Genomic DNA, 16,185 nt, shown 5'->3' with positions numbered 1-16,185 from the left:
AATATATCGACACTGATTCCCTTCACTTTTTACGGTGAACTCACTCCGCCAACAAACCTTTGAGTTCAGACTCAATTTTTAGGTCAGGGTTCCAACCTACTCTCAGGTTCCGCTTTGGCACTAGGGCATAATTGATAAAGGAACAAGCTTGGGTCTGAATCGACATGCTATCGGTATTTGGAGGGAAAAGCTGGCAGGGTTACGCAAAATGAATTCAGAACTGGCGGGAAATATCAGGTAGAACAAAATTCAACAAAAGCAAATATGCCCATCTAAACTTTAATCACTGGGTCGCTAACTTATGAATAAATATAACTATGAGAGTAATGAAATCGAAAACGACAACTACCCCCTCTCTTTGCTATTTACTCTTTTCACTTCCCCTCTTTCTCTATAATCCGGCTGGTTTCGCCGCTGCTCAGGATGACTTTGTCATTACCGTAAAAACAGATAATGCAGGGGTATCATCAAATGTTCAATTCACACTGCCCACAACAGGGGGAGGTTATAACTACAACATAGATTGCGACAACGACGGCAGTGATGAAGCCACGGCTCAAACCGGAAGTTATACCTGTGATTACACCGGCCTGGGGGGCGCAGGAACTTATACTGTGAGGGTAAAGGATAACTCAGGTTCCGGAACTGGGTTTCCAAGAGTTTATTTCAACAACACCGGAGATAAGCTGAAGATTCTCTCTGTCGAGCAATGGGGCTCAGGCTCCTGGCAAAGCATGGCAAATGCTTTTTATGGCGCCGCCAATATGACTGTACCGGCAACTGATGTTCCTGATCTGTCTGGCGCTACTGATATGAGTAATATGTTTTCGGGTGCAAGCCTTGCCAACCCGGATGTAAGCAGCTGGAACGTCACGAATATTCAGCAAATGAGTGCACTGTTCAGGGATGCAACATCTGCCAATCCGGATGTCAGTAGCTGGGACGTCTCCAACGTTACCACCATGAGCTTTATGTTTGCCGGAGCAACCATCGCCACACCAAATACCAGCAACTGGAATGTGGCCAATGTTTCATCCATGAGCGATATGTTCTTTGGTGCCAGTGCTGCGAACCCCGATGTCAGTAATTGGAATACCTCCTCTGTAACCAATATGAAATCCCTGTTCCTGAATGCGACTTCGGCAACACCGGATGTGAGCAACTGGGATACGTCTGCGGTCACCAATATGCGATCCCTTTTTAATGGTGCCACCTCTGCCAACCCGGATGTCAGCAATTGGGATACCTCATCTGCAACCAGCATGTATGCCATGTTTTTCAACGCGACCTCAGCCACCCCGAACACAGCTAACTGGGATACTTCCAGCGTTACCACCATGCGCTCCATGTTCAGCGGCGCCACTGCGGCCAACCCGGATGTCAGCAATTGGGATACCTCATCTGCAACCAGCATGTATGCCATGTTTTTCAACGCGACCTCAGCCACCCCGAACACAGCTAATTGGGATACTTCCAGCGTTACCACCATGCGCTCCATGTTCAGCGGCGCCACTGCGGCCAACCCGGATGTCAGCAATTGGAATACCTCCTCGGTAAACTCCATGGAGCTCATGTTTTACAATGCTTCATCTGCTGCGCCGAATGTCACCTCCTGGGATACCTCTGCAGTCACCAATATGTCTTCGATGTTTTCCGGTGCAACGTCTGCCAACCCGCTGGTCGGCAACTGGACAGTCACCAGTGTTACCCAAATGAGCAATATGTTTAATGGCGTAACTCTGACGACCGATGCTTATGACGCTATTTTGAGTGCCTGGAATGCACAGAGCCTGCAAAGTGGTGTGTCTTTCAACGGAGGAAACTCAACCTACTGCGAATCCGGGGGAGCAAGATCCAATATCATTTCCACATACAGCTGGAGCATCAGTGATGGAGGTCAGGATTGCACCCCGGACACGCCCTCCACTGCGCCGGATATGTTGGCCTCTTCTGACTCTGGAAGCTCTGCAGTGGATAACATTACGTCCGACAATACTCCCACGTTTAACCTGCAGTGCAGTGAATCCGGCAATACCATCACACTGTATTCGGACTCACCGGCAACCAATACCAGTATTGCTACTCTGGTTTGCTCCGCGACAGGTACCGTACAGATAACCTCCTCAACCCTGGCGGATGGTGTCCACAACATCAGTTACACCGACACTAAATCCGGTGATGAATCGTCTGCATCCTCATCGTTGCAAGTGGAAGTCGATACTTCAGCCGCCACGCTGGCTGAGGTCGCTGCAGTCAGCTCACCCACATCCGACAACACGCCCTCCTACAGTTTCAGCAGCACTGAAGCCGGGACTATCAGCTACAGCGGCAGCTGCAGCTCTCCCACAACGTCTGCTGTCGTGGGCACCAATACCGTCACCTTCAACGCCCTGGCTGACGGTCTTTATAGTAACTGTCAACTTCAGGTCACTGATCAGGCGGGCAATACATCAACTCAATTCAGCATCACCGCCTTTGAAGTGGACACAGCTGCTGCCACGCTGGCAGAGGTAACGCCGGTCAGTTCGCCCACGTCGGACAACACGCCCTCCTACAGTTTCAGCAGCACTGAAGCCGGGACTATCAGCTACAGCGGTAGCTGCAGTGCACCTACAACGTCTGCGGTCGTGGGCACCAATACCGTCACCTTCAATGCCCTGGCTGACGGCCTTTATAGCAACTGTCAACTTCAGCTCACTGATCAGGCGGGCAATACATCAACTCGATTAAGCATCACCGCCTTTGAAGTGGACACAACTGCCGCAACCCTGGCAGAAATCACGTCGGTCAGTTCGCCCACGTCGAACAACACTCCCTCCTACAGCTTCAGCAGCACGGAAGCCGGGACTATCAGCTACAGCGGTAGCTGCAGCTCTCCCACTACGTCTGCGGTCGTGGGCACCAATACCGTCACCTTCAATGCTCTCGCTGACGGTCTTTACAATGATTGTCAGCTTAAGCTCACTGATCAGGCGGGCAATACGTCAGTTCAGCTCAGCATCACCGCCTTTGAAGTGGACACAGCTGCGGCCACGCTGGCAGAGGTCACGGCAGTCAGTTCGCCCACGTCGGACAACACGCCCTCCTACAGTTTCAGCACCACTGAAGCCGGGACTATCAGCTACAGCGGTAGCTGCAGCTCTCCAACAACGTCAGCAGTTGTTGGTGTGAATACGCTGGAATTTAATGGGTTGGCCAATGGTACCTACTCAGATTGCGCATTGAGGCTGACAGATATTTCAGGAAATGTCTCACCACCACTCAATGTGACCGAATTCACCGTGGACACTTTGCTGTTGGGACTTGAGATCAACTTGCCCTCCGAGGTTTTGCAAAACGAAGAGCTCATCATCGAGCCAAGGTTAACCGGAGGAAAGTCACCGTTTATCTTCTCGGCTGAAAACCTGCCAGGCTGGATACAACAGGACACGGGCTCAGGTCAACTTACAGTCAGTCCGGTCCAGGAGGATGTTGGTTCCTACGCAGGCATAGTGTTTCAGGTCAGTGACTCAGAGGGGCGTGTAGCAAGCAGTCAGCCATTTGAGATAAGGGTGGTGGCAGTTAACAGCCCTCCAGTTGCTCAGGACGATACCCTCACATTTATAGGCGGAACAATCTCTGTAGCTGTGCTGGACAATGACTGGGATCCGGACGAAGGTGACACCTTAACCATTACGAACGCGACTGCACTGTCGGGAAGCGTCACTCTTGATGGGGATAACCTGATGTACCAAAGCCCCACCAACTTCACCGGGATGGACATCATTGACTATACCATCTCAGACAGCAGCGGCTTAACTGCCAGTGCCAAGGTCTCGATTTCTGTGGTTCATGATGACTCGCTGGGAGGAGCCCCCCAAATATCACCGCCAGCCGATGTCGAAGTAAATGCCACGGGCTTGCTGACCAGGGTCACATTGGGCTATGCCACCGCTATCGATTATCTGGGGAACCCACTTAGCGTAACTCGCTCATCAGGTACAGTCTTCCGTCCGGGAGTTCATCAGGTGTTATGGACAGCAGAAGACTCACAGGGACGTAAAACCAGCCTTGTTCAACAGGTGATTGTTCATCCTTTAATTTCTATTGCGCCCGGCTCCCGGGTTCAGGAAGGGGAAAGCACAAGCGTTGAAGTCTATCTTAACGGTGATGCGCCCCAATATCCGGTAAGGATCCCCTATTCAATTGCTGGTACAGCCGACGAAGATGATCATGATTTGGATGAAGAAAATATTACTGTTGCCGAAGGCTGGAACTCTCAAATCAACTTCAGCACTTTGCCGGATAACGTCACAGAGGAGGACGAAACTCTCATCATCCAACTTGATGAAACCATGAACCTTGCGCGGCAAGCTTCATATACCCTGACGATTTCTGAAATGCCAGGCGCCCCAGGCGTCAGTCTGAAATCCTATCAGGACGGAATCGAGACTCTGGAGATCAACCAGTCACAGGGAGTCGTTACCGTTAAGTCCGTTAATATTTCGGGAAATACTGAAAACGCACAACTCAGATGGGAAACCAGCCAGCAGGTGGTTAACCTGTCAAACGACCCCAGATTGTTTAAATTTGCCCCTCAGGAGCTTGACCCGGGTAATCTTCACATCACTTTGACTGTAAACGCCATCAACGCCACTCAAACCACTACCTCAATAAACCTGGCATTGAGCGAGAAGGCTGACGTCATACAGCCATCAAAGTCCTGCTCCATCATCAACGAGCAAATTGATGACGGTTTCTGGTTCCTTGCTGAAACAGAGCCCAGAGCCTGCATCATGAGAGGAAATACGGCATTAAACAGCCACTCAGGTGGCATCCAAATTCTCTCTGAAGAGCAGAAGCAACTGCTTGGGACTGAGCTTCCGTTGGATAAAGGGGTGTTCGACTTCACTCTGTTTGGTAAATCCGCGGGTGATTCCTATCAAGTGGTTCTGCCCCAACGAAAACCAATTCCTGAACAGGCGACCTACCTGATTTACTCTACAGAATCGGGAGATTGGCGGGAGTTTCAAACCGACGCTGAAAACAGTCTCTTCAGCGCACCATCCTCCGAGGGCCTCTGCCCTGAGATAGGTGCCAATCACTGGCGTCCGGGCTTAACCGCGGGAGATTGGTGCGTTCGCCTCACCATTGAGGATGGTGGGCCAAACGATACTGATTCAGCCCCAGATGCAATAGTGTCAGCCACAACAGCCCTGACAGACAGTGCTTACAAGGATGGAAGCAACAAAGCACCTGTTGCACAGAATGACCTCTTTGAGATTACTGCGACTCAGGACACTCAGCTGCAGGTGCTCGTCAATGATTCAGATGAAGACGGCGATCAACTGATACTTGTAGAAGCTGATGCAGAGTTGGGGGCAGTGGAAATTGTCGGAGACGATATCAGGTACATTCTCCCTGCGGAGGATTTTCTGGGACAGGACACAATTAAGTATCTGATTTCCGATCAGCAGGGAGGTTTTGCCAGCGCCCTTGCAACGATTGAAGTCACCAGCGGTAATACTCTTCCTGTTGCACAGGACGATCGACTGACCATCTTCGTTAACTCCTACGGGGTTGCAGATGTACTTGCCAATGATTCAGATCCGGATAACACGCCACTGAGCATAGAGCAGGTCACATCTGACTCTGGCCATACCTGGGTAAGGAACGGCAAGCTGTATATCGTCCCGGAACTGGACTTTATCGGGACCATATCGGTCAGCTATTTAGCAGTAGACTCCAAAGGCGGGAAAGCAAAAGCCGGGTTAACGGTCAAAGTCATCAAGCCTCTCTATGTCACATCAGGAGGAAGTAGTGATGGCCATATCATGCTGATATTACTGGCCATACTGATAGCCAGAATTTGCTCGCCCCTGATGAATAGAGCCAGATATACAAGAAACCAAAGTGGTAATCAGGCAATCTAACTCTAGCCATAAGAGGGATTGTGTCCCTCCATTACCGACACTAAAGTGACTATCGACAAGGCTATTGAATCATTTTTGAAAACAATAACTAAACTTGTTAAGCAAGGTATGGAGACAGAATGAGCGAAGCAAACAGCAATGGCATTATGGAACCCCTCGACATTCTCGCAGATCACATCCCCTGGTACCGAATGCGCTGGTTCTTTGTCGTCACCCTGTTGCTGTTTATCCCGGCGACTCTGGTGATAGGTCTGACCGGAAATATTTACGGCAAGCATCAGGGTGAGTTATTTAAACTGGCCAACAAGACTAAGTATATGATCATAGCCGTAGGATCATTCTTGATGCTTAGCAATATCATTCGATTTCTTTGACCTTGGCGTTAACAGATATCAGGAACCAAATAATGAAATTTCTCATGCCCCTGCTGCTTTTGTTCACCAATATTTCATGGGCTGGCGTTGATCTGGTTAAAGTGGATAAATCAGAGCACAAAATGTACCTGTACGATGGCGATGAATTGGTCCGTGAGTACCATGTGGTTTTTGGTGGTGAGCCTAAAGGTCACAAGCAGCAGGAGGGAGATCAGAAAACCCCTGAAGGTACTTATACTCTGGATTACAAAAACGAAAGCTCTTCATTTTATCGCTCCATGCATATCACTTACCCCAATGCTGCGGACAAGGAAAATGCCCGGCAACAGGGTGTTTCTCCCGGTGGCATGATTATGGTCCACGGCCAGAAAAACTGGTTTGGTTGGTTATCTCCCATTATGCAAAACTTCAATTGGACAGATGGCTGCATCGCCTTAACCAATGCTGAAATGGATGAGTTTATGGCGCTGGTTGAGGTGGGCACAAAAATACAGATTGAGTGGTGATCAGGCCGACTACATGACCTGAGCATATAGATTAAAGCGCTGAATGGTGAGAAATAACGCATCAACCTGACGAGCATGAACTCGAACCTGCAGGGTTCTAAGCGGCAGCCGTCAGTGTACCCTGCAACTCTACATCAAATACTGATAACCCTACCTACAAAAGAAAACTGAGTAATATGAATTCAGAACAGCTGATAATCAAACCCAGGGTGAATAGAGTCGCTTTCTACACCGCAGTTCCCTGTCTGATATTTTTTCTCGTACTCAATATTTATTACCAGCCAGAGCTCTCAGGTGGTGAATTAACAGGACTCATGTTTTTACTCTGCATTATTATGGCAACACTGTTCCTGAAGGCTCTTTTAGCACCCTGGCTTGCTAAAATAACCTTCACAGAAAAACATGTATTTGAAGTGACCCGGTTTGGCGGGGTGAAACAGATCGACTATGAAGATATTTGTGTAGAGGAATGTTTTATGGACAAAAGAGGTTTATATCTATCCTCGTCATGTGGAGAACCCATATTTATTCCGTCAAAGCTATTTTCCAAAGAGGATATAGAGCAGGCATACAGGCACCTTACCAAGTATATTCATTAAGATGCCGTCACGTCCTATCTGACGATTCAAGCCTCTTTACCCAGCCACTTGATAGCGTCTTCATTGCCCTGACCAGCAGACAGCTCAAACCAATAGTTGGCATGCTCTTCATCTTCACCTATGCCCACCCCTTCGTAATAGAAGCGGCCCATCATGTACTGGGCTACAGAATGACCTTTCAGTGCAGCCTCTCTGGCCCATGAGAACGCCAGAGCATGATCAATCTCTGTGCCTTCTCCCACAAGGTAGTAGCGGATCAGAGCCACCTGCGCATCATCAAAGCCATTGTGGGCGCTGGTCAACAGCCAGTGGAAACTCAAACAGATATCCTGCTCACACACTTCTCCATGAAAGTAAAAGCAGCCAAGCAGGAACTGAGCGCGACTATGGCCACTCTGTGCAGCCTGAGTTATCCAGTGCAGTCCGGTCTCAGGTTCAAACTCCTCTGTATCAGGCTCCAGCATCAATTCCCCCAGCGTCACCTGTGCGGGTAAGTAACCTTGCTCGGCCAATGCCAATAACTGGTTGCAGGCGAAGCCTGTATCAAGGGGCTGACAGCCACCATCAAGATACTCTATAGCATGGCGGAACAGTGCTTTGGTAAATCCGGCGTCAGCAGCGCGCTTTAAACAAACCATAGCCTGCCCGGCATCGACAACTTCAGGAGCATCCAGATACATACACCCCATTTCATACATGGCTTCGATATCACCCTGTTTGGCGGCCTTGCCATACCAATAAACGGCCTGACTGGCATCCTGCTCCACACCATTGCCTCGTCGGTATGCCACCGCCAGATTGTATTGGGTATCAAGATCCCCCTGCTCTGCGGCGAGGTGAGACCAGTAAAGCTCACGTTCAATATCGCAGAACTCTCCCGCCTCGCCATAGATTTGTACCAACATCAATTGACTCTTGAGGTCGTTCAGCTCTGCCCCCTTGTTATACCAGTGCAGAGCTAATCCCATATTCCGCTCCAGCACATCACCATTAAAGTAACAGTGCCCCAGATTTCGCTGAGCGCTGGCCAGCCCCAATTCTGCTGCTTTTGCTATCAGGTCAAGAGCGGCATCAATATCCTGCTCCACGCCTTCACCATTGAGCTGCTTGACCCCAAGCTGATTTATGGACCAGAGATCGCCGGACTCAACCGCCAAAGGCAGCCAGGAGATTGATTCAGCCTCATCTTCAAGCTCGTAAAAATACAGCTTGGCCATCCGAGCAGGCGCATCCCGGTCACCCCTTTCATAGGCGCTGAGATACCAGTTAAGGGCTTGCTGAAGATCTTTTTCACAGCCACGGCCAAACTCATAACATAAACCGAGATTGCTCTGTGCTCTGGGATTTCCCTGCTCTGCCGACTGCTGGAAAAGCTCGAAGGCTTTGACCTCATCACAACTGACACCTTTCCCTTCCTGATAAAGCACTGCAAGGTTGTTCTGAGCCAGGTCGTGTCCCTGCTCCGCAGCCAGCTGGTACCATGCCGCGGCTTTCTCATAGTCCTGCTCGACCCCATCGCCTTTGTCTAAACGAAAGCCCAGTGCATATTGGCTGTCATCATTACCATTACGGGCAGCCTGCTCCCACCAGTAGAGAGCAGCCTCGAAGTGACCTTCGATTTGAGGCAGTGAGTCATAAAACTCAGCCAGATTGTGTTGTCCTGTGTCGTAACCCTGCTCAGCCGAGCGCCGCATCCAGAGCTCTGCCAGATAGCTATTGGTCTCCAGGCCCTTGCCTTTCAGATAAGCTTGTCCCAGTTTATTTTGCGCCCAACTGTTTCCCTGATTGGCTGACAGTCGATACCAGTGGAGCGCCTGCTGTTGATCCTGAGCAACGCCTTTACCGAACTCATACTGTATGCCGAGATTGTATTGTCCCCAGTCATGGTCCATTTCAGCCGCTTTCAGATACCATTCAACAGCCAGTTCAGGATCGGCTTCAATACCGATCCCCTGACTATGGGTGTATCCAATTTGGAAGACAGCATTGGCATCATCTCTGGCTGCAAGTTTATGGAACAGTTCCAGTGCTTTGTGGGTGTCGGCTTCAGTTCCAATACCCTGCCTGTGGTAGAAAGCCAACTGCATGATGGCTTCGTTTAACTCTGATTTTGCTACTTGCCGGACAATGGCAAGCGCCTTGGGCTCATCTTCTTCCACGCCCTGCCCATAAGCGTAACAGTCAGCAACAGCCAGCAGTCCCTCGTCAAACCCCAGTTTTGCTGCTTGCTGATACCAAAAGAACGCTTGCTCCGGCGAGCTGTCAACACCCAATCCCCGACTATAGATGTCGGCCAGCCTCATATGTGAGGGGCAGTATTCATTTTGTGCCGCCGCCTGATACCAGTAGATAGCTTCCTCTATGTTGCTTTCGCACCCAACACCATGCTGGTAGCATGCGCCCAGGGAATGTTGAGCATAAGCGTTACCCTTCAGCGCACCCTTACTGAACCACCGCGCTGCTTCCTGCTCATCTCTGTCAACGCCCTGGCCGCTGACATAAAGATATCCCAACAGCCCCATTGCCTCGGGAAGCTCCTGAGCCGCGGCTTTGCGCACCCACAACAAGCTGGTCGCCGGATTCGGTTCGACTCCCCGGCCTTCGTGATACAACAATCCCAATGCGTACTGAGCTCGCGAAAACTCCTGCTCTGCTGCAAGGCTATACCACTGAATAGCGGCGTCATAATCCTGTCGGGTATCCTCTCCCGCCTCATACATACTGCCAAGCTGATACTGAGCCAGGGGATCACCGGCTTGCGCCTCAGGTAAGAGATCTTCAGGTAACAACTGGGGCTCGGCTTCCATTCCTTTCAACCTTGACTCATCGTCCATTCAGTACCGCCTTTACAACTTACACAAAACAGCCAATGAGCCTACCTGTATTCGGGCAAAAAAAAACCACCCGCTTGGGTGGTTTTTGAAAATCATTATCAATCAATGGTGGCAGTGATCGCCGCACTCATGATCGTCATCGGCAAACTCAGCGTCACCTTCCTGATGCTGCATTACACCCCAACCATCTGTCATCCCGTCATATTCAGAAGCGAATTCGTTCAACTCAACTTCACGGGCAACAATAGCCTCATACTCAGGCACCATGTTGAGGGTGACTATCAGTTCCCACTTTTCCAGTTCTTCGTTGAAGTTGATCTCCAGTTCACCCTCTTCTTCACGGGCAACCAGATCTTCCAGCGCAGATTCAGCATCACGCTTATCTTCAAATACCAGGAAAAAATCCACATCCAGAGACTTGGTCAGATCGATACCTGACTCGGCCATTGCCTGCAGCATTTTGCCATTGTCATCATCAGGATATTGCATGTTTTGCTCCACTATCAATTTAGGAGAACCAAAGGGTTCTATTCAGCCACAACTTCCAGAACTGTGCCCTGAAATTCGACTTTGTCGCCAATCACCAGCTTTTTACGCTTACGGGTCTCAACTTCACCGTTAACCTGCACCATACCTTCACCAATAACATGCTTGGCTTCACCGCCACCTTCAACCAGGCCTTCAGCCTTCAGCAGCTTGTACAGTTCAATAAATTCATCCCCGGCGCGCAGGGGGAACAGGACTTGATTGCTCACAGAATTTTGCCTTACTCGATTTCAATCGGCGCAGTATAACCGAAACCTATATCAGTCCACATAGGAATTTACACTCTCCCCATGATTGTGATTCTCTTTAACTGGCCCGGAGAGAGTAAGTGTTCCCAGGGCAAATGGCGGATGTCGCAGGGAGAATCTGCTTTCATCCGCACGCAGGCTGAGGCTAGCGCTCGTCGGCAAGCAACCCCATCAGGTACTCATCAACCCAGGTGTCGCCGATACGATAGTTGCGACGCAGTAGCCCCTCTTGCTGAAAGCCACACTTCTGCATAGTTCTGATTGAACCTATATTAGCTACGGCGCAGTGTCCTATGTATTTATGAACCTGATGCTGCAGGCAACCCCAGTCAATTACAGCCTGTAAACTCTCGGTACCATAACCCTGCTTCTGCATAGATGGCTTGATTATATAGCCAACCTCTGCCCGGCGGCTGAAAGCATCCACACAACAAAAGCCAGTCAAACCAACAAATTCGCCATCCAGAGTCTCTATCACCAGGGTCAGCCAACGCTCGCTTTCAAACGACCAGGATGCCAATCTGTCATCGAATCTGGCTTTAATCTCACTATCACTTTCGACCTCGCGAATGAAGCGGCTGACTTCAGCATCCTGATGCAGCGCCCGAAACTCAGGCCAGTCTCTCTCTTCCAGCGTTCGAATGATTAACCTGTCGCTGTACAGCAAAACCTGATCCATAAATTCCCTTAGTAAAGAGGCATAAAAAAACGGCGAATATTCGCCGTTTTTCTCAATAGTGTCAGAGTATCAGCCGCGGCTGGTTACTTCCAGCAAGTGGTAACCAAATGCTGTTTTTACCGGACCCTGTACTTCGTTCAGTGGCGCAGAAAACACCACTCGGTCAAATTCAGGCACCATCATGCCAGGACCGAAAGAGCCCAGTTCACCACCCTGAGCACCGGATGGACAGCTGGAGTGGGCTTTTGCCAAATCAGCAAAGTCTGCACCGTTTTCGATCTGTTGTTTCAGCTCCAGACACTGCTCTTCTGTGTCTACCAGCAGGTGTCTTGCTGTTGCCTGTACCATAAATTAACTCCTGTGAATCGCCCGCAGGCATAGTATCCACGGCGTTGGGAATAAGTCACCTTTCCGCCGCAGTTCGTCAGTATATGACTGACACGTCCCAAAGCCAATTATTCTGACTTCAGGTTAAATTCGTGCACATCCTGGTGCTGGTTATGTTGCACCCAACGGCGTTCAGTCTGGTAACCCGGGGCAGATACCTGAATATCATAGTTGCTCACCGGCAGCTGCATACCCGCCTTGTATTTAGGTTTGATATTCATAATCCGAATCCTTGCGCCAGGGGCGTTACTCTTGACCGTCAACGGGATTAATCTCAGCATGCCTTTATCATCAATCACTTCGCTTACCTGAGTTTTAGCGCCTGTGCCCGCTGCCAAAACCGGCATCACACTGGCATCCAACAGGCCAATACTGTGCTCCAGGTTGTCGCTGAACCAATCCGTAACCCCAAACACCTCATCAAGTCCGTATCCCAGTGGCTGCACCACAGGCTGGGTATGCACCACCCAACGCAGCGCCATGGCGGTTACCGGGGAGCTTTGCTGTTCAACCTGATCGAAGAAATAACCCGCGGTTGACTCTCCCGCCGTAAACTTGGACTCAAGCATAGCAAGTGGCACGATAACAACAGCCAGAATAAGTCCCATGCTGATAGCTGTATCACGCAAGGTGTTTGGCACCTGTCCAGGACGCACAAGTTGCCAGAACTTCAGCGGCAGTTTAAGCGCGGTCAGAATAACCAGCAGCAACGACAGTCCCATGGAAATCGGTGGCACCAGCACAGAGCGCAGTGCATTCTTGCCCTCTTCTGCGAGCGGTCCACCATCTGCAAACTGGCTTAATGAAGCATCCAGATACCCAATCCAGTGCTCGGTCTCGCGTTTGATGTTTGGCACTATGGCAAAGCGATAAAACTCTTTGTTATTCCAGTCTGCCAGCATAGGGGAAACATAATAGCGCTCACCCATTTCCCGCTTAATACGCGCCTGAATCGTCTCACTGCGCTGGAACTGGCCCCAACTCAGGTTCGGCGTAAGTTGCCAGCCCTGCTTCCGCATTTCCCGGTTCCATTTGCCATCAGCTTCCTGTTTTACCCTTTTGGCAACCGCATTCTGGAAACTGCCAATCTGGTTAATCTGCCAGGTTGACGCCAGCTGAATACCTTCTTTAGCCAGTCGGGCACGAACTTTGCGGGCTGTCACTGCGTGTTGCCTGAAGGTTTGCAGATCGGCGATTCCCATAGGATAGCCTGTCTCTTTCTCAAACTTTTCCTGCCACAGTCCCATAATTTTGGGCGTATAGTCTGAAACGTCGCGGCTGTAGACCCAGTGAATCACTTGCTCACCGGCATCACCGGTAAGGTGTTCAAGCCCTGCCACCAGTGCAGACAGCCCTAAAGTCATCACAGACTGACCTATGGTGGTTTCACCTTTAATGCGCCCCTCTTTACGGATTAACCAATAATCCAACGGTTGATAGCTAAGGTGATATTTATCCAGTAAGCGTTCGTGATCTTTGTCGATGCTGCGAATGCAGGAGTTCAAACGTTCCGGGTTTTTGCGTTTCGTCTGATAGCGCTCGATACAATCGTTGCGCTCATCAAACAGCCTGGCGATTTTGGGCGCCATCTCCTGCGCACGAACCTCTGCCCGCCCCCAGTAAGCCTGCTGCGCTTTTTGATATTTGTTCCAGCCTGTCGCCACTTCTGACTCTACCTGTTCCCAGGCTTTATCAGCTCTGGCCGGTGAGGAAGCAATCGCTGCGTTATAGCGTTTAACTCCGGACTGGTACTCCTCCCAGCCACCAATCAGACGCTCACGCATCCCTTTGTATCTGGCGTAATAGTTATCGAAGTCAGTCCCGGCTCTGTTGGTGATATAACGCTCCACAATGGCATGTTTCTGCTGGTCGACATGGCCGAGAAACTCAGAGTTGGCATATACCAGGCCGCCCATCAGCGCCAGAAAGGTCATCTCCTCCGGCTTGGTGGCGTGCTCTGGGTCGTATGGCAGTCCGCTAATATTGACAGCATTGGTGGCCAATCCCGAGCGCAGAATTGAAGCAAAAAATGCCTCTTGCCGCTGCTGCGAGGTACTTGGGTCAACCAGCAACTTATCAATCAGCAACTTCTGACCGAAAAACACTGTCGGCCATGCCAAAGCGGTTATCACCACAAAACCCATGATCACTCTGGGAACAGTGCGTACCAACCAACCTTTCAGCAACCAGTCGGCTAACAGCAGACTGACACCTATCCCGGATATGGTTCGCCCAAAGAGTTCCACCAGATGCAGTTCGTTACTGTCCATACTGCCACCACCTGCAACCTGAACCAGGCGGGCGTTAAAGATCGCCTCAGGTAACAGATAAAGGGCTGACAGGATAAACAGCAGGATCATCAGCCATCTGGGTTTATCCTGTTGTTTACTCTTTTTAGGCTTAACCCCGTTGGCAGCTGGCTCAGAAATTTCAGGCATAGAACCGGGCTGACCATCGGCAGCAACTTGCTCAAAAGCAGAACTGGACATTATTGACCTCCCTTAACCGGCAGGGAGATCTCAATGGCAGCGCCCATCACTTCCAGTGACTCATCATCACGGATACGTTTGGGACCATCATTAACGACTTTGGCTTTAGTGCTGACCGCAGCCTGAGCCTGAAACAGTGCTCGCACTTTGCCCGCCAGCGTCAGATAAAAACCATTGGTCACATAATCACCCTGCTCATCCAGGCGGGAGAAATCCGCATCCGCAGGTAATAAACCTATAATTTGAGCCTGTGTAAGTTGCTGACCTATTACCTGTTCACGGGACAGTTTAAGAAATGCGGGTTTAATCAGCGAGGGCTGCATACGGGTGTACATATGGTATTTGTCAGTATCAGCAATCACTTCATCCGGCAGTGTACGACCGTTACGCTCAAGCCAGGCCAACTGACTCTGGTGATACTCGGTTCCATTGATGCTGTAACTTGCAAGACGGCTTAGTCCTGCAGACTTAACCCGACTGGCAATGGTTGGGGCCCGGACTATGTTGCGAATATCCACGTGCAGACCGGCATTACGACCCAGTTTATTCCGCACTTCGATTGCCGATAGCTTGTTACTGCCGTTGCGATGGCGACGGCGGGTTTCATAGCGTCCGGCGGATTCAATCCAGTTTGAGTAGGCTGCATAAGCTGCGTCAGATTTCACCGCCTTGCGATAGTCACGCTTGGCTATCTCAATTGACTCGCCGTCAGCTTCCCATACATAACCCAGATACACCTGAGGGTTGATTTCCCGCAAGGTCTCCAGTGTCTCCATCTTCATCGCTGAATAGAAGAAATTCCCCTGCCCCATATACTGCCTGGCCATACGATCAAGGTTATACAGATCAGGCGCATCCGCCTCGGATTTGATTTCGATATTCAGGGGTTTGCCAGATCCCAGATGCATGGCCCAATGTTGAAACAGGTCAACGGCATAGGGCGCTGGATAATTGGTTAACTGTCCACTCTTATCCCGGATCCTCAGGCTGTTCCACTCTTTGCCACTGATATCATCCATATCAAAACGTTTGCCGTCATGTCGGCCTACAGAGCGACCGGTTTTAGCATCATGGTGGGCGACCCAGTAACCATCATCGGTCAGCATGACGTCAATCTCTGCGCCGTCAAAGTCAGCGGGAACAGACATTTGCACTGCATAGGGGGTGTTTTCCGGCCAGTTGAAATGCCCCCGGTGGGCCACGACGTCCGGGAAAGACGAGGGAACACTGATCAGGCTCAGAGTGCCGGCACCTGTCATAAACAGATTCCGTTTAGATAACGCCACCTGTTCTGCTTCCAGTTCCGCCAAACGCTCTGGCGTGCTGGCATACTTCATGGCATTTGCCGGTAAGGCGGATAGCGCAGGGGAAGTTTTCCATGTCACTTCCGGTTGTTCCGGTGTCGATTTACAACCAGCAAGTAGAAGTACTGAAGCAATCAAAGGAAGGGTTACTACTGGTCGCAGGTTGCGACAAAGATGGGCGAATTCCATAGTCGTTATTGCAAGGTTCCGGCTTTAACATCAGAGACCTGCCTCTGGGTTGGCAGGCACATAAAGGCTGGCAACAATAGACAAGCAAAGCTCAGAATTCAATCACTTAATAACGCTA

At 50.4% G+C, this 16,185-nt stretch carries 11 protein-coding genes; 4 read left to right on the top strand and 7 right to left on the bottom strand.

Annotated elements, in window-relative coordinates:
* Positions 1 to 326 precede the first annotated feature (326 nt).
* The 4 genes from ACFOE0_RS07200 to ACFOE0_RS07185 all read left to right on the top strand — a co-directional run bounded on the left by ACFOE0_RS07200 (position 327) and on the right by ACFOE0_RS07185 (position 7,391).
* Complete coding sequence (locus ACFOE0_RS07200) at positions 327 to 5,912, top strand: BspA family leucine-rich repeat surface protein (protein WP_248934838.1); 5,586 nt, start codon at positions 327 to 329, stop codon at positions 5,910 to 5,912.
* 119 nt (positions 5,913 to 6,031) lie between these two features.
* Complete coding sequence (locus tag ACFOE0_RS07195; protein WP_248934839.1) at positions 6,032 to 6,286, top strand: hypothetical protein; 255 nt, start codon at positions 6,032 to 6,034, stop codon at positions 6,284 to 6,286.
* Between the two features lie 32 nt (positions 6,287 to 6,318).
* Positions 6,319 to 6,792 (top strand): L,D-transpeptidase family protein, encoded by a 474-nt coding sequence (locus ACFOE0_RS07190; protein ID WP_115135551.1) that lies wholly within the window; start codon positions 6,319 to 6,321, stop codon positions 6,790 to 6,792.
* 176 nt (positions 6,793 to 6,968) lie between these two features.
* Complete coding sequence (locus tag ACFOE0_RS07185; protein ID WP_248934840.1) at positions 6,969 to 7,391, top strand: hypothetical protein; 423 nt, start codon at positions 6,969 to 6,971, stop codon at positions 7,389 to 7,391.
* A 26-nt stretch (positions 7,392 to 7,417) separates the two neighbouring features.
* Here the strand turns inward: ACFOE0_RS07185 and ACFOE0_RS07180 are convergent, their stop codons facing one another.
* The 7 genes from ACFOE0_RS07180 to ACFOE0_RS07150 form a co-directional block, all read right to left on the bottom strand.
* Positions 7,418 to 10,225, bottom strand: coding sequence for a tetratricopeptide repeat protein (locus ACFOE0_RS07180; RefSeq protein WP_248934841.1), 2,808 nt, complete (start codon positions 10,223 to 10,225; stop codon positions 7,418 to 7,420).
* A gap of 102 nt (positions 10,226 to 10,327) precedes the next feature.
* A complete protein-coding gene (locus ACFOE0_RS07175) occupies positions 10,328 to 10,714 on the bottom strand; it encodes a ribonuclease E inhibitor RraB (RefSeq protein WP_248934842.1) in 387 nt (128 codons plus the stop codon).
* Between the two features lie 38 nt (positions 10,715 to 10,752).
* The gene (locus ACFOE0_RS07170) at positions 10,753 to 10,980 is read right to left on the bottom strand and encodes an RNA-binding S4 domain-containing protein (RefSeq protein WP_115135555.1); all 228 of its coding nucleotides are present in this window, start codon (positions 10,978 to 10,980) and stop codon (positions 10,753 to 10,755) included.
* A gap of 184 nt (positions 10,981 to 11,164) precedes the next feature.
* Positions 11,165 to 11,698 carry a GNAT family N-acetyltransferase gene (locus ACFOE0_RS07165; RefSeq protein WP_248934843.1) on the bottom strand — a complete coding sequence of 178 codons (534 nt, stop codon included), beginning with the start codon at positions 11,696 to 11,698 and terminating at the stop codon, positions 11,165 to 11,167.
* A 69-nt stretch (positions 11,699 to 11,767) separates the two neighbouring features.
* Positions 11,768 to 12,046: a peptidylprolyl isomerase gene (locus ACFOE0_RS07160; protein WP_248934844.1), complete on the bottom strand. Its 279-nt coding sequence runs from the start codon at positions 12,044 to 12,046 to the stop codon at positions 11,768 to 11,770.
* Positions 12,047 to 12,153: 107 nt separating this feature from the next.
* Positions 12,154 to 14,574, bottom strand: a complete 2,421-nt coding sequence (locus ACFOE0_RS07155; RefSeq protein ID WP_248934845.1) for a hypothetical protein — start codon at positions 14,572 to 14,574, stop codon at positions 12,154 to 12,156.
* Complete coding sequence (locus ACFOE0_RS07150) at positions 14,574 to 15,959, bottom strand: glycerophosphodiester phosphodiesterase (RefSeq protein ID WP_248934846.1); 1,386 nt, start codon at positions 15,957 to 15,959, stop codon at positions 14,574 to 14,576. Before ACFOE0_RS07150 ends, ACFOE0_RS07155 begins: the two co-directional genes overlap by 1 nt.
* Between the last annotated feature and the right edge of the window lie 226 nt (positions 15,960 to 16,185).

The organism is Shewanella submarina (assembly GCF_042646185.1).
Lineage (GTDB): Bacteria > Pseudomonadota > Gammaproteobacteria > Enterobacterales > Shewanellaceae > Shewanella > Shewanella corallii.
This window is presented reverse-complemented; position numbering and strand designations above follow the sequence as displayed.

Bases quoted from the DNA above. Each gene is read 5' to 3' on its own strand.
- ACFOE0_RS07155 (WP_248934845.1), bottom strand. From the start codon at position 14,574: ATGTCCAGTTCTGCTTTTGAGCAAGTTGCTGCCGATGGTCAGCCCGGT.
- ACFOE0_RS07185 (WP_248934840.1), top strand. From the start codon at position 6,969: ATGAATTCAGAACAGCTGATAATCAAACCCAGGGTGAATAGAGTCGCT.
- ACFOE0_RS07160 (WP_248934844.1), bottom strand. From the start codon at position 12,046: ATGGTACAGGCAACAGCAAGACACCTGCTGGTAGACACAGAAGAGCAG.
- ACFOE0_RS07165 (WP_248934843.1), bottom strand. From the start codon at position 11,698: ATGGATCAGGTTTTGCTGTACAGCGACAGGTTAATCATTCGAACGCTG.
- ACFOE0_RS07195 (WP_248934839.1), top strand. From the start codon at position 6,032: ATGAGCGAAGCAAACAGCAATGGCATTATGGAACCCCTCGACATTCTC.
- ACFOE0_RS07175 (WP_248934842.1), bottom strand. From the start codon at position 10,714: ATGCAATATCCTGATGATGACAATGGCAAAATGCTGCAGGCAATGGCC.
- ACFOE0_RS07180 (WP_248934841.1), bottom strand. From the start codon at position 10,225: ATGGACGATGAGTCAAGGTTGAAAGGAATGGAAGCCGAGCCCCAGTTG.
- ACFOE0_RS07200 (WP_248934838.1), top strand. From the start codon at position 327: ATGAAATCGAAAACGACAACTACCCCCTCTCTTTGCTATTTACTCTTT.
- ACFOE0_RS07190 (WP_115135551.1), top strand. From the start codon at position 6,319: ATGAAATTTCTCATGCCCCTGCTGCTTTTGTTCACCAATATTTCATGG.